The sequence below is a fragment of the Terrabacter sp. AAH1 genome (assembly GCF_054456855.1).
In genome coordinates this window covers 72871-86466 of record NZ_JBTJJV010000014.1, presented here as the reverse complement: position 1 = coordinate 86466, position 13596 = coordinate 72871, and the positions used below count along the sequence as shown (strand labels likewise).

At 72.2% G+C, this 13596-nt stretch carries 12 protein-coding genes; 3 read left to right on the top strand and 9 right to left on the bottom strand.

The window, feature by feature from the left end; all coding sequences use genetic code 11:
• The 4 genes from ACXR8F_RS17980 to ACXR8F_RS17965 are packed head-to-tail and all read right to left on the bottom strand — an operon-like array spanning window position 1 to window position 5523.
• Window positions 1-1020 carry a glycosyltransferase family 4 protein gene (locus ACXR8F_RS17980; RefSeq protein WP_458802562.1) on the bottom strand — a complete coding sequence of 340 codons (1020 nt, stop codon included), beginning with the start codon at window positions 1018-1020 and terminating at the stop codon, window positions 1-3.
• Complete coding sequence (locus tag ACXR8F_RS17975; RefSeq protein WP_458802560.1) at window positions 1017-2171, bottom strand: glycosyltransferase family 4 protein; 1155 nt, start codon at window positions 2169-2171, stop codon at window positions 1017-1019. Before ACXR8F_RS17975 ends, ACXR8F_RS17980 begins: the two co-directional genes overlap by 4 nt.
• On the bottom strand, window positions 2168-3523 hold the full coding sequence (locus tag ACXR8F_RS17970) for an O-antigen ligase family protein (RefSeq protein ID WP_458802558.1): 1356 nt from the start codon (window positions 3521-3523) through the stop codon (window positions 2168-2170). The genes ACXR8F_RS17975 and ACXR8F_RS17970 overlap by 4 nt, the downstream gene beginning before the upstream one ends.
• A complete protein-coding gene (locus tag ACXR8F_RS17965; protein ID WP_458802556.1) occupies window positions 3520-5523 on the bottom strand; it encodes a glycosyltransferase in 2004 nt (667 codons plus the stop codon). The genes ACXR8F_RS17970 and ACXR8F_RS17965 overlap by 4 nt, the downstream gene beginning before the upstream one ends.
• Window positions 5524-5648: 125 nt before the next feature.
• Here ACXR8F_RS17965 and ACXR8F_RS17960 point away from each other — a divergent pair, with 125 nt between their 5' ends.
• Window positions 5649-7061, top strand: a complete 1413-nt coding sequence (locus tag ACXR8F_RS17960) for a tyrosine-protein kinase domain-containing protein (RefSeq protein ID WP_458802555.1) — start codon at window positions 5649-5651, stop codon at window positions 7059-7061.
• A gap of 3 nt (window positions 7062-7064) precedes the next feature.
• Here ACXR8F_RS17960 and ACXR8F_RS17955 read toward each other — a convergent pair whose 3' ends face one another.
• Both ACXR8F_RS17955 and ACXR8F_RS17950 read right to left on the bottom strand, forming a co-directional pair.
• On the bottom strand, window positions 7065-7334 hold the full coding sequence (locus ACXR8F_RS17955) for a hypothetical protein (protein WP_458802553.1): 270 nt from the start codon (window positions 7332-7334) through the stop codon (window positions 7065-7067).
• Window positions 7331-8221, bottom strand: coding sequence for a nucleotidyltransferase family protein (locus ACXR8F_RS17950; RefSeq protein ID WP_458802551.1), 891 nt, complete (start codon window positions 8219-8221; stop codon window positions 7331-7333). Before ACXR8F_RS17950 ends, ACXR8F_RS17955 begins: the two co-directional genes overlap by 4 nt.
• Before the next feature lie 67 nt (window positions 8222-8288).
• Between ACXR8F_RS17950 and ACXR8F_RS17945 the strand changes: the two genes are divergently transcribed.
• Window positions 8289-8927: a phosphatase PAP2 family protein gene (locus ACXR8F_RS17945; RefSeq protein WP_458802550.1), complete on the top strand. Its 639-nt coding sequence runs from the start codon at window positions 8289-8291 to the stop codon at window positions 8925-8927.
• 8 nt (window positions 8928-8935) lie between these two features.
• Here ACXR8F_RS17945 and ACXR8F_RS17940 read toward each other — a convergent pair whose 3' ends face one another.
• Window positions 8936-9997, bottom strand: a complete 1062-nt coding sequence (locus tag ACXR8F_RS17940; protein ID WP_458802549.1) for a glycosyltransferase family 4 protein — start codon at window positions 9995-9997, stop codon at window positions 8936-8938.
• Between the two features lie 105 nt (window positions 9998-10102).
• On the opposite strand from ACXR8F_RS17940, the gene ACXR8F_RS17935 reads away from it, so the two are divergent.
• A complete protein-coding gene (locus tag ACXR8F_RS17935; RefSeq protein WP_458802547.1) occupies window positions 10103-11284 on the top strand; it encodes a glycosyltransferase family 4 protein in 1182 nt (393 codons plus the stop codon).
• Here the strand turns inward: ACXR8F_RS17935 and ACXR8F_RS17930 are convergent.
• Together ACXR8F_RS17930 and ACXR8F_RS17925 are read right to left on the bottom strand one after the other, a co-directional pair.
• A complete protein-coding gene (locus tag ACXR8F_RS17930) occupies window positions 11250-12821 on the bottom strand; it encodes a lipopolysaccharide biosynthesis protein (protein WP_458802545.1) in 1572 nt (523 codons plus the stop codon). The two genes, ACXR8F_RS17935 and ACXR8F_RS17930, sit on opposite strands and share 35 nt — an antisense overlap.
• Window positions 12808-13554, bottom strand: coding sequence for a hypothetical protein (locus ACXR8F_RS17925; protein ID WP_458802544.1), 747 nt, complete (start codon window positions 13552-13554; stop codon window positions 12808-12810). The genes ACXR8F_RS17930 and ACXR8F_RS17925 overlap by 14 nt, the downstream gene beginning before the upstream one ends.
• Window positions 13555-13596: the final 42 nt, after the last annotated feature.

Below are 13596 nucleotides of genomic sequence, written 5' to 3'. Positions count from 1 at the left end.
TCAGACCACCGACTCGTAGACGGCGGCGGTCTCGCGGGCTTGGTGCGCGGGCGTGAACGCGGCCCGCTGGGCTCGCTGCAGGCTGGCGGCGTACGCATCGCGGCGGCACGGGTTCGACACGAGGTCGGCGAGCAGCCGGGCGGCACGGTCGACGTCACCCGGCGGGTGCAGCGCTGCGTCGGGAACGCTGCCGACGGTCTCGAGGTGGCCGCCGGCACCCACCGCGACCACCGGCAGAGCCGAGGCCATCGACTCGAGCACGGTGAGGCCGAGGCCCTCGATCCGGCAGGGAGCGAGGAGGACGGCCGCGCCCTCCATGAGCGAAGCGACGTCACTGCGATGACCCAGGAAGCGCGTCGACGCGCCGATGCCCAGCTCGCCGGCCAGAGCGGCGAGCCGGGTGCGTTCGGCTCCGTCGCCCGCGACGTCCAGACGCCAGCCGTCACGGGCGAGGCCCGAGCGCGCGAAGGCACGTAGCGCGACGCCGCCCTCCTTCTCGGGTTCGAGCCGCTGGGCCAACAGCACCACGCGCTCGCGCTCACCCGCGGTGCGCGTCGTGCTCGTCGAGTCCACCCCGGGGTGGATGACGACGCTCGTGCCTGCGATGGCGCGCGAGACGTAGTGGCTGATGGCTATCTGCGCGTCGACCCGCTGTGCCGCACCGTCGGCTGCCCACGTCGACAGCGGGTTGCTGCCGCGGTCACGAGCGAAGTGCCTCGTGACCACTAGCGGCGTGGAGATCCCGAGAAGTGCTGTGGCACAAGCGATCTCAGCAGCCGTCATGTGCGCGTGCACGACGTCAGCCGTCGGCGCCCACGTTCGGACAGCGGTGAGCACCTGCGTCACAGTGCTCGCGGACGTGACCCGCACCCGCGGGCCCACTGCAGTCCTCATGCGCGCCGGGTCGCCGCCGACGACGTGCACGTCGTCACCGGCCTCGGCCTGGGCACGAGCCAAGCGCGCGACATGGCTCTCCACTCCGGCGAAGGCGTCGGAGCGAACCGCGTGCAGGATCCTCATCGGACGGCTCCACCCCCGCTGGGGACCGTCCGCACCGCGCGCGCCTCTGACAGCACCTCGAGGTAGCGGCGGGCGACCTCGGACCATGCGTGGGACTCCGCGCTGGCACGAGCTGCAGGTCGCGACACCTCGGGGTCGAGGTCGAGCACCCGACGGAGACCGGCGGCAAGGTCGGCCGGTCCACCGCCGACGACAGCACCGCTGACGCCGTCCGTGACGACGTCGGGGACACAGCCGGTCCGGGTCGCGACGACCGGCACGCCGCAGGCGAGCGCCTCGAGCACGACGAGGCCGTAGGACTCGTACGCGCTCGGCATCGCGAGCACGTCGGCTGAGTGCAACCACGGTCGCGGGTCGGCGTGGGCCCCGACGAAGCGCAGCCGGCCACCGAGGCGCTGGGCCGGCGGTCGGGATGCTTCCGCAGCCACGAGCTCGGGGGTGCCGCCGACGACGACCAGCTGGACCTCTGGCCCGAGCAGCTCGAGGGCCTCCACGAGGGCTGGGAGGCCCTTGCGGCCGAACTCGTTGCCGATGAAGAGAACCATCCGGCCCTCCGCGGACAGTCCAAGCGCCGTACGGGCCTTCTCGCGCTCGGCAGCCGTGGGGGGACTGAACCGCTCCACGTCGACGCCGTTGCCGATGACCACGGTGGGCAAGGCCAGCCCCGGGTAGGTCGTGCGCAGCAGGCGTTCCTCCTCGTTCACGAGGTTGATAACGAGCCGGTGCCGACCTGCGCCCGAGTACCGCCGACGGTCGCGCGCCGTCGTGAAGAGGTGCAGCGGGTTGCGCGCCATACGCAGCCAGTAGTGGCCGCGCGCGCGCATCGCCGCCTGGACGAGGCCGTGGTTGACGTAGACGTCGCCGGCGAGGGCATCGTTGTGGCAGACGGACAGCTGGTCCGGGTGGTCGCGAAGATACCTGCGGGCTCGGTGGGTGCCCACCGTCGAGAACCACACCACACGGGCGAGCAGCGCCAGCCGACCGGCGACTCCCCCGCCGGCCGTCGGCAGCCACGCCCCTCCGGCCTCGCGGAGCGTGAACCGACGGACGTCGATGCCGGCCCTGCGCCACTCCTGCTCGAGGTGGAAGGCCACAGCGCCGACCCCTGTTCCGGGGCCGATCTCGGGAGTGATCTGGACGATGGTGGTCACGAGGTCGTCACCGGCCGGCGCCGAGCGGTGTCGACAGCGTCACCGGGCCTGGTCGCGTCTGCCGACCGGTCGGCGTGCGCCTTGGCGCCGAGGCAGATACCGAGCACGACGAACGGCAGGGAGCCCATGACGGCGGCCCAGAAGAGGTCGAACTGCCCCTGGACGAGACGCGAGACCAACACGGCCAGAGCGAGCGAACCGAAGGTCGGGTCGAGGCGCCTCGCCACTCCGACGGACATGATCATCAGCGCGACGAAGGCCGCCACCCCGAGGACCCCCGCCGAGGTGAGCACCTCGATCTCGGCGTTAGGGGGCTGGAACCGGAAGTCGAACCGGTCGGTGTACCACCAGCGCAGGCCCACTCCGAACCACGGGTCGGTCTGCCACACGGTCATGGAGTCCTGGAACCAGGTGAGCCGCTGCAGCACCGAGTTGAACCTGTTGTCGGACTGGAGCTGGTCCTGCACGAGGTTGGTGACGAAGAGGACGAAGGGGCCGAACAGCAGGAGCAACAGCTTGGGTCGCTTGCGCTCGCCGTCGGAGCGCAGCACGAGCAGGAAGACGCCGGCCACCGCCCCCAGCACGGCCTGGCGGGACTGCGTGAAGAGCACGGCGAGGAACGTGAGGCCCATCAGGGAGTACGCGGCTCGCCTGGTCAGTCCCACCCACGAGGGACGGGCGCAGGCGATGACGGTGCCGAGCGCGCAGACGGTGCCCGCGAAGTTCTTGTGCATGCCGTAGGGGAAGGAGGGGTAGACGGGCTGGAAGTCACCCTGGGCGAAGTGGACGACACCTTCGACGACCGTGATCAGGGCCAGCACGGCGATGGTGCCGAGAAGCAGCCGCACCCCGGTGCGCGCGCGGCCGTTCGCGCCGACCGCCCAGCCCACGAGAAGCGACCCGGAGACGAGCAGCCAGGTGTGGGCCCACTCGATCGCGTTGGCGGCATACGGGTTGTTGACGACTGTCGCGAGAGTCGCGAACTGGTAGACGGCCGACGCCCACAGCACCGCCCGGAGCCCGGGTGAGAACGGCCGGCGGGCGAGGAAGAGAGCCGGCAAGGTTGCCGCGGCCAGCGCGAAGTCCGAGAGCGACAGGTCCACGCCACCGCCTCCGACCCTCAGCACGACCAGAAGGATGGGCAGCACCGCGAGAGGGATGAGACCGGGGTGCACGGCGGTGACGCCGACCGCGAGCACCGCGGCCGTGATGACGACGGCCGCACTCGGCTGGGCGGCCGCCAGGCGACCGACGACGAGCAGGAGCCCCGCACCGGCGACGACGAGCCCGACCCGGACGAGCGCCTCCCGACTGGTCAGGTCACGGAGCCGGTGCAGCACGACGCCCGTCACGGGACGCTCGCACGTTCAGACGACAGCTCGCGCGGCTTGCGGGTCCAGTCGGCAGGTCGGACCTCGGAGGCCGCCGGCCCTCGGCTGTAGAGACGCAGGCGGTCCCGGGCCGCCCGACGGCGCTCGCGACCGCCCGCGACGGCCCGCACCGCCGAGCCGGCGAGCTGTCCGGCTCGGCTCACCTGCCACCCGAGGGCGCCGTGGTGCTTGCGCAGGTAGATCTCCTGCGCCGCGTGGAAGTACCCCTCGCGACGTGTCGGGTCGGTGCTCGTCGCCGCACCCACGTGCATGGCGTGCGCGTCCGGCACGAGGGCGTGCCTCCACCCGAGCAAGGTGGCGCGGTAGGCCCAGTCCGTCTCCTCGGCATAGAGGAAGAACCGGTCGTCGTCGAAAGCACCGACGTGCTCGATCGCCTCGCGTCGCAGGAGCAGCACCGAACCGATCACGTAGCGGTTCCTGCGCAGACGACCGAGGCCCAGCGCATCGACCCATGTGGCCAGCGGTGCCGGGAACGGCCACTCGACCCGCGACGACTCTCCGGTCGTGTCAACCTGCGACGGGCCGACGCTGGCCAGGTCCGGGGCGGACAGCAACGCCGTGCGCAGTCGGTCGACGTGCTCGGGAAGCACGACCGCGTCGGGATTCACGAGGAGCACGTCCGCGCGCGGGTCCACGTGGCGCAGTCCCTCGTTCACGCCGGCCGCGAAGCCGCCGTTGCGCTGGGGGTCCACGTACCGCGCCCCTGACGCCTCGACCACAGCCCGGACCTCGGCCGAGGACGAGTTGTCGACGACGGTGACCGGCATGTCGCTCAGCGGCTCGAGGGCGCTTGCCAGCAGCTCGGGCTGGCCGTACGCGACGACGACGACCTCGAGGGGCCGCTGGTGGGTGCCGGGCACGACCGCAGGCGCGTCCCACGTCTTCGTCGCGGCGCGGTAGACGTCTTCGTGCCTGGCGGCCACGACGTCCCACGAGGTCGCAGCCGCCCGAGCGAGTCCTGCCTCACGCACGTGGCGTGCAACGTCAGGGTCACGGACGATCTCGGCGAGGGCCTTGGCGAGCGCCGCCTCGTCCCCCTCCGCGACCACGACCGCCGCGTCGCCGACGACGTCCGGGAGAGCCCCGCTGTCACTGACCACGACGGGGACACCGCAGGCCATCGCCTCGATCGCGACCCTGCCGAACTGCTCGACCCAGGAAGGCGTGGTGAGGGACGGGACCGCGAGCACGTCCAGGGAGCGGTAGAAGTCGGGGAGCCGGCCCGGTTCCAGGGCCCCGACGAACTCGACGCGGTCGGCCACCCCGAGCGTCACCGCGAGCTCTTCCAGCCGCCGACGGTCGGGCCCGTCACCCGCCAGGCGGCCACGCAGGTCGCCCTGGAGCGCGAGCGCGCGAAGCAGCACGTCGGCACCCTTGGCGTGGTCGAGACGACCGGCGAAGCCGACGACGGGCGCGTCGTCCGTCGAGCCGGCGCGCACGGTCGCCGCCGGGCTGAACAGGCTGAGGTCGGTGCCGAGGTCGATGGTGCGGGCCCGCCCCGGGAAGCCCTTGCGCTCGACGATGCGGCCGGCTGCGTCGTTGCACACGTTGACGCCGCCGGCGTGGCGCAGGGCTGCGCGCTCGAGCCAGCGGAAGGGCAGCGGGTGCCGCTTGTCGAGGTTCTGGGCGGAGTAGAGGACGTAGGGAGCGCGCTGGCGGCGCAGCCACCGCAGGGCCAGCACCTCCGCGGTCGCCAGGGCGTACGGCTCCTCGTGGATGTCGATGACGTCGACGGGTCGACCGAGAGCCCGCCACAGGGGCCTGGGATCGTAGACGAAGAGAGCCGGGTGCGATCCGAAAGTCTTTGCGGCGGAGACGTTTTCATCGTCTCTGGGCTCGAGACGAACCTGACGGCCGCCTTCCGCCCACGACGCGGCCGACACCAGCTCGACCCGGTGCCCAGCGCGGCGCAGTGCACGCTCGCGCTCACGCCACGCGTCGACGACCGCACTGTGGCTCACTCGCAGAGCCCACATGACCCCCCACCCCGCTCTCACTGCCCCGGCCGATGTCTCGGACTCGGCACAACCATTTGGATGATATGGGAGGATGCGCCTACGTACCGTGGAGTTGGCCGGGGGGGTCAATGACGTTTCGAGAGTTCCTCAGCGTGCTGGGGGCTCGGTGGCGGATCATCGCGCTGAGCCTGCTCGTCGTGGTTGCCGCGACGGCTGTCCAGACGATGCTGACCCCTGCCGTCTACACGGCCAGCGCCAAGATCTACCTGCGCGCGACGCAGCCGCCCACAGCGGGGAGCGGCAACGAGGTCACCACGTATGCCGTGTCGGCCGCTGACCTCGCGACGTACCTCGACGTCCTGACGTCACCCTCGGTGATGGATCCCCTGCGCGCCCGCCTCGGTCTTGCGCCGGGCACCCCGCTGTCGGTCTCGGGCGAGGTCTCCCAGACGTCCAACATGATGACCATCACCGCGACGGGTGGCGACCCCCAGCTGGTGGCGCGCGTCGCCACCGAGGCGGGTCCCGTGCTCGCCGACGTCGCCAAGAAGTTCTCGCCGCTGCTGGCCTCCAACGGACAGTCGGTCGAGGCCGACACCATCGTCCCGGCCTCGGTCCCCGGTGATCCGACCTCGCCCAACGCGAAGCGGAACCTCGCTCTCGGCGGGCTGCTGGGTCTGGCACTCGGCATCGGGCTCGCGCTGCTGCGCCACACCCTCGACACCAAGGTCCGCACGGCCGACGACATCAAGGCCATCTCGAACCGGCCGATCCTCGGCGACCTCCCCATCGTGAAGTCGGTGAAGGACGGCCTGCTGTCCGTCGAGACCGACCCCCATGGCCGGCATGCCGAGTCCATCCGGCGGCTGCGCACCAACATCCTCTTCGTCGACGTCACGACCGGGGGACACTCGTTCGTCGTGACGTCCTCGGTGCCGGGCGAGGGCAAGACGACGACCACGATCAACCTGGCTCTCGCCATGGCGGACGCGTCGTCCAAGGTGCTGCTCATCGACGGTGACCTGCGCAACCCTTCCGTGGCGCGCACCATGGGCCTCGACGGCTCGTTCGGTCTCACGACGCTGCTGCTCGGCCAGGCCGACCCCGACGACGTCATCCAGCGTTGGCGCGAGACCTCGCTCCACGTGCTCCCGGCCGGGCCGGTGCCCCCCAACCCGAGCGAGCTGCTGGGCTCCGAGCCGATGGAGGCGCTGTTCGGCAAGCTGTCGCACGACTTCGACTTCATCCTCGTCGACAGCCCGCCAGTGGTCCCGGTCGTCGACGCGGTGCTCATCAACAACCTCACCCACGGGCTCATCATGGTGGTCGGTGCGGAGCGAACGAGGAAGCGCGACCTCGCGAGCGCCGTGCAGTCGCTCGAGACGGTTGACGCACCCGTTGCAGGCTTCGCCCTCAACATGGTGTCGGCCGGGTCGTCGATCGCCCACCGTTACGGCTACTACGGGCTGACTCCCGAGGCCGAGCACAAGCCCAACAGGCGAGAGCGCCGGCAGCGTCGCCGCGAGGGCAAGCACGCCTGAAAGTCAGCTCGGTCGCAGCAGCCCGCGGGCGCACAGGTCGGCGACGAAGGTCTCGGTGTCTGCTGCGATCTCCTCCTCGGCGCGACCGACGGCGTCGGCGACACGACCGACCCAACCGACGGCGGGTCCACCGGTGGCCTCGCTCCAGATCACCGCCGCAGGGCCCTCGAGGACGACGAGCGGTCCCCCCGGGAGACTCGCCACGTAGACAGTGAGATCGTCGGCGCCGAGAGTGACCCCGACGTCCTTCGCGACGCGAAAGGCTGCGGTCATCGGCCCGCTCCGGGCCGACGGCCCACGACCTCTCGCAGCCCGCGAGCCGGTCGACCGAAGAACTCCGCGACCACCTCGCGCCGCGTCACGGGTCGCCCGCGGACGAGCGTGAGGTGCTCGACGTTGACCAGCACCGAACGTGCGGCCACGACCGCCGAGGCACGGAGCCCACGAGCCGCCCGTACACGCGCGCGCCACTCCTCCCAGCGCGTCCCTCCTCGGGACGCCACCCGCCACAGGTCGTATGCCGGGTCGTCACGGTGCTCGTCGAGGGTGCCGGTGATGACGGAGAAGGCGAGGCCGGCGTCGAGGCGCTGCACCCAGTCGACGATGCGGACGCGCTGGTCCTCAGGTGCCGCGGTCCACACGGACTCGATGTCGTGAGCGCTCTTGGGGTCGCCACCACCGCGGGCGGCGTGGAGCAGGAGGAGGGCGGCCTGGGCGTCTCTGGGGGGCACGGCACAGTCGACACCGCCGAGCACCGTCGTCTGGTGCTCCTCCCAGAGGCAGGCGAAGGCAGCGCCCGGCGTGGGCCCGGCACCTGGGTAGGTCCGGTGCAGGTCGAGGAGGCCGAAATCCCTGTGGCGCAAGGTCGCCGAGTGCTCGAACGACGACCCGTAGGCGAAGGTGTTGATGAGGTCCCAGCCGTGGTGGCGCAGCTCGGTGAGCAACGCATCGACGTCCTGCGGGCGGGCCAGCACGTCCGCGTCGGAGTAGCCGCGGCCCGGCACGAGCGTCGGATCGAGGGCGGCGCCCTTGACGTGGAGCACGTCGACGCCGAGGCGATCTGCCACGCACTGGGCGGAGGCGTGCGCGAACCCGATGCGGACCTCCAGAGGCACCGTCGCAGGGACGTCGGAGTCCTGCGTCGTCTCCTGGGCTGCCATCGCGCGAACCCCTTTAGACTGCATAGGGACTGGTCGATGGCACCCTAACAGCCGGGTGGAGGCGCAGATGCTGCGACGGGAGCGCCTTCGGTGGGCGTCGACCGCTGTCGTCGCCGCGTGTGCCCTCGCCGCGACGGGCTTCGTCACCTTCCGCACCGGCTGGGGTGTGAGGTCGGACGAAGCCGTCGACGCGTGGGTCCTCAGCGCGCTGCCCGAAGGCCTGCGGCTGCTGCTGAGCGACGTCGCGCGGCCTCTGGTCATCGTGGTCCTCGCTCCGGTCGTGACCGCGCTCGCCCTGCTGGCCCTGGCTCGGCGGGCCTGGCGCCGGGCGATCGCCGGCGCGGTGATCCCCGCCGCGGCGACGGTCACCGCGCTCGGTCTTCCCTTGCAGGACGTTCTCGGCACCGGCACGGATGCCTTTCCCTCCCACCACGCGACGGTCGGCATCGGGCTGCTCGTGGGGCTCAGCGTGGTCTGGCCCCGACCCGTGGGCAGACGCTGGCTCGTCGCCCTCGGATTCGCCTGTCTGCTCGTCGCCCTGGGAAACGTGTCATGGCACGCCCACCAGCCGCGCGACGTCGTCGGCAGCGCCCTCCTCGTGGCCGTCGTCGCCGCGACCACCTTCGCCCTGGTGGGTGGCGACGGCGCGAACCTGGCTCGACCTGCTGGCGAGGCGAGGTCAGTGGAGACCGACCCAGCACGCTAGCGCTGCCGTCAGGCCGACACCGACCGCCAGACTCGTGCGTGCCCCTCGGCGCTCGCCTCCCAGGTGAACTGCCGCGCCCGCTCGAGCCCTCGGCGCGCCATCGCCTCGACGTCCGCTCCCCCGGCCAGCACGTCGAGCACCCCGGCCGCGAGGGCAGGCCCGGTGGGTTCCACGAGCAACCCACCGTCGGCCACGACCTCGGGCAGCGACGAGCGGTCGGCTGCGACGACGGGCACACCCGTGGCCATCCCCTCCAGCGCCGGCAGACCGAACCCCTCGACGAGCGAGGGGACCACGACCACAGAGGCGGCGGCGTACAGCCCGGGGAGGACGCCGTCGGCGACCCTGCCGACGAGGCGGACCCCGGGCAGGGACCGGAAGAGCTCGTTGCGTCGCGGGTGGGGCGGCCCGGCCAGCACCAGCGTCAGATCGGGCCGCGCGGCGTGCACCTTGGGCCACGCCTCCGCCAGGGCCTCCAGGTTCTTCCGCTCGGAGGCGCCGCCCGCGGTCAGGACGTAGGGGCCGGTGACGCCGAGTCCGGCCAGTGCGTCAGGCGTCAGCGGATCGGCGCCGAGGTAGCGCTGCTCGACCCCGTTCGGCACGACGACAGGGTCGGTCAGGCCGAGCAGGTCCACGGCCTCCGCGGCCGTGTAGGCCGACACGCAGACCACGGCCGCGGCGCGCCGCAGCTCCTCTGCGGCCGCCCGCACCGGGGGCGACTCGTCCGCGTAGCGCCAGGCGACGACGTCGTGGAGCGTGACCACCTCTCGGGGTGCGGGGGGCAGCTCGAGGGACATGCGGTGCACGAGCCCGCCGCCCGCGTACGCCAGTCGTCCAGCGGCAGCGCGAGCCCGCGGTGAGGCTCCCGAGAGCCAGCCCATCGGCAGGCGACGCGTGCCGGCGAGTGACGACCGCAGCGACCGTGTCACGACGTGCCGCACGTCCCACGACTCGTCTGGCCCGGAGAGAGCGGCGAGCGCCGCCGGGGCACGGGAGATGACGTGTCGCTCGTAGGCCTGGGCGCCCATGGGCACCGCGGTGGCCGTCGTCACGATCGAGAGCCGGGGCACGCGTCATCCTGCCTGTCGGAGTCCGGGACGGGGCTGCCCTCGCATCGTAGATTGAGAGCGCACGCGTGCCGTCGGGCCACGCGCGAACGACGGGGAGGAGTCGCGGTGGGTCGTCGCGTCGCCCTCGTCACCTCGTCGTACCACCCCTACCTCGGCGGGGTGGAGTCCCACGTGCGCAACGTCGCCGGAGCGCTTCGGGGCCAAGGCGCCGAGGTCGAGGTGTGGACCGTCGACCGGGGCGAGCGCCTCGGTGTCACCGAGCTCGACGGGACCGTGGTGCGCCACCTGCCGACGCCGATGCCCGCCCGCTCCGTGAAGGCGCTGACCGACTTCGCGCTCTCCGCCCCACGCGCGTGGCACGCCTGGCGGGCCGCTCACCGCGCCTTCGGGCCGGAGGTTCTCCACGTCCAGTGCTTCGGGCCGAACGGGCCGTATGCCGCCGCGCTGGCCGGGCGCACCCGCACGCCTCTCGTGCTCTCTGCGCACGGCGAGACGTTCATGGACGACCACGACGTCTTCAGCACCTCGGCGCTCATGCGGCAGGGTCTGCGCCGCGCCATCGCGTCGGCTGCCGTGACGACGGGCTGCTCGGAACAGGTGCTCGCCGACCTGCGTGACCGCTTCGGCCTCGAGGGTGGCGTGGTCGTGCCGAACGGCGTCGGGCCGGTGCCCGTCGACCCGACGACCACGACCGCACCCGAGGATCTCGACCTGCCGGACGGGCCGGTCGTCTTCGCCGTCGGGCGGCTCGAGTCGACGAAGGGGTTCGACCTGCTCATCGAGGCGATGGCTTCAGAGGGCGACGGCCCCGCCCCGACGGTCGTCATCGGCGGCGTCGGTTCCCAGCACGACGCCCTGCTCGCCCTCGGCGCGCGGCTGGGACTGGACGGCCGGCTGCGGCTCCTCGGGCCGCTCGACGAGGCAGGGGTCCACGCCTGGATGCGGCGAGCCGACGTCGTCGTCATGCCGAGCCGCAAGGAAGCCTTCGGCATCGTCGCATTGGAGGCATGGCGCGCCGGAACCCCCTTGGTGGCAACGACTCTCGGCGGACCAGCGTCGTTCGTGACGGACGGCGTGGATGGCGTTCTGGTCGATCCGGTGAACACTGCCGTCCTCGGTGCTGCCATCGGCGGTCTGCTGCAGGACCCGGTGCGCGCAGCCGCCCTCGGGACGGCCGGGCACGAGGCGGCGAGACGCTTCACGTGGGAGGGCGTGGCTGCAGCCTATGCGTCGCTGTACGACCGTGCGCTCGCTACAGGGGCGACCGGTCCTCCCGTCGGGCCGTGAGCCAGCCGAGCAGGAGCGGACCCACGCGACGGGCCGGGCCCGGGATGCCTCGGGTGACGGCTTCGGAGTCTGCAGCAGTGAGCCCCGAGTGCATCACGCGCAGCAGCACCCCGTAGAGCAGCGCACCCATCCCGGCGGCAGCCACCGCCAGCACCCACGCATTGCCCGCCACGACGTCGGTGGCCAGCATCAGCAACCCCGCGAGCGCCGCGCCGATGAAGCACGGAAGGGCGTCGCGCAGCGCCTGCCGCGCGCTGATGCCGAGGCCGCGAAGCTCGGAGCGCGCGAGCAGCAGCAAGCTGGTCAGCGAGCCGGCGATGTTGGCCGCGACGGCACCCCAGATGCCCATCGGTGGGATGAGCGCCACGGCCAGACCCACGTCGACGACGAGCGCCACTGACGTCGCCTTGAGCATCTCGCCGGCCGAGAGCCGCGCCGAGACGAAGGCCACCACAGGGCCGCCGACGGTTGCGAAGCCCGCGGCCACGCCGAGCGCTACGACGACGGGACCGGCCGCGGCGAACTCCTGGCCGTACAGCACGGGCACGAGCACCGCCAGCGGCACGACCGCGACCGCCTCGACCAGGCCGACGACCGTCGCACCCGCCCGCATCACGCGTCTGAAGGCAGGTCGTACGGCGGGCGCGTCGACCTCGAGCAGCCCGGAGATGGCCGGGACGAGAGGTCCGACGAAGGCCTGCGCCGGGGCGAACACGTGCCCCGCCAACCCGTACGCCAGTGCAAAGACCCCGACGGCGGCGGGCGCCGCCAACCAGTTCATGAGGAAGATCTCGCTGCGCGACATCACGAGTCCGCCGATGACGCCGGCCGCCCCCACCGGGAGCGCATAGCGCCAGAAGCCCGTGGGCATCCCGGTCGGCAGCGCGGGCCTCAGCACGGCGCGGCGGTACGCGGTCGAGATGGGCACGAGGCAGAGGGCAACGGCGACTCCGGTGACGATGAGTCGCGTGGTCCAGACCGCGTCAGGAGTGCGCGCCGGGAGCACGACCGCGACCACCGCAGCCTGTGTCGCCAACGAGGTGACGAGAGCGATCTTGGCACCGTCGGCGGTCTTGTTCTCGATCGCGAGGCACGCGACCGCCCCGTCCAGGGCGGCTGGGAAGACGATGCCGAACACGATGGCGACGGCGACCGCACCCGCAGGGACGTCGGCGAACAGCAGGACCACCAGCGAGAGCACCGGGGTCACCACGAGCAGCCGGAACCCCTGCGACTGCGAAAGGAGCCGTGCCACGGCGTCGGTGCGCCCCGCGGCATGCGCCTTGGCGCCGAACTGCACGACGGCGGAGCCGAACCCGGCCGTCAGGATGCGCGCGACGACCTCCATCAGAGCGGTGAGGAAGGCGAGGCGGCCGTAGTCCGCGGCACCGAGCACCCGGGCCATGAGGAGGTTGACGAGGAAGGCGACGGGGATCGCGACGAAGGTGTGCACGATGGTCCAGACCGCCCCGCGCACCGCGCTGGCCTGCAGCCCGCCGCGGCTCAGCGCCCCGGTCGGCTGCTCACTCCCTGTCACGCCGCACCCCGTTCCCCCGATCGAGCGCATCCATCAAGGTCGCGCTGCGCTCCGGGTGGACCTTACGGCAGAACGGTGAGCCGGATGCCCGGATCTCGTCGAGATCGTCCAGCGTGAAGGTCCTCGTCGAATCCTCCGCGGGCACCCACACGGAGTACGACACCGGCAGAGCGGGCCTCGGCGCGGTCGCGCCCGCCAGCACGGTCTGCAGCGCCGCCTCGTCGGGGATGACGGAGCGCTCGAAGATCGCGCGGAGCGCCGTGCCGCGCGCCAGCTCACGCAGCACCAGCTCGTTGTGCTCCCGGTCCATCGCGAGCCACTGGGACCCGAGGTGGAAGCGGACGCCCTGCCCGCGCATACGACGACGGACCCCCAGGTGGGCGCCGCGGCCCCGGTCGACGAGACGCAGCGCGACCAGCGGTTCGACGCGGTTCACGATCGCCTGCGCGACGCGCGCGGGCACGCCTCCGGTGCGCAGGTGCCGACTGAGCCAGCCAACCCGGAACCAGCGATAGGTGTAGCGGGTGAGCTCGTCGTCCCCGGTGCCCCGCCGCCTTCCCCAGGTCGGCGTGTAGTGCAGCGGCCGAGCCGTGCCCTGCCAGCCCGCACCTCCGGCCAGCACCTCGCGCTCCCACTCCTCGAGCGGCTGCACTGGGTAGCACTGGCCCGATACGAGCACGAGGAGGTCGGGGTCGGTCATGTCCCGCGCCTCGCGCAGGACGTCGAGCGTCACCTCGACCAGTTCCCACGAGCCCCAGTCGGTGGCGCGCCCGTG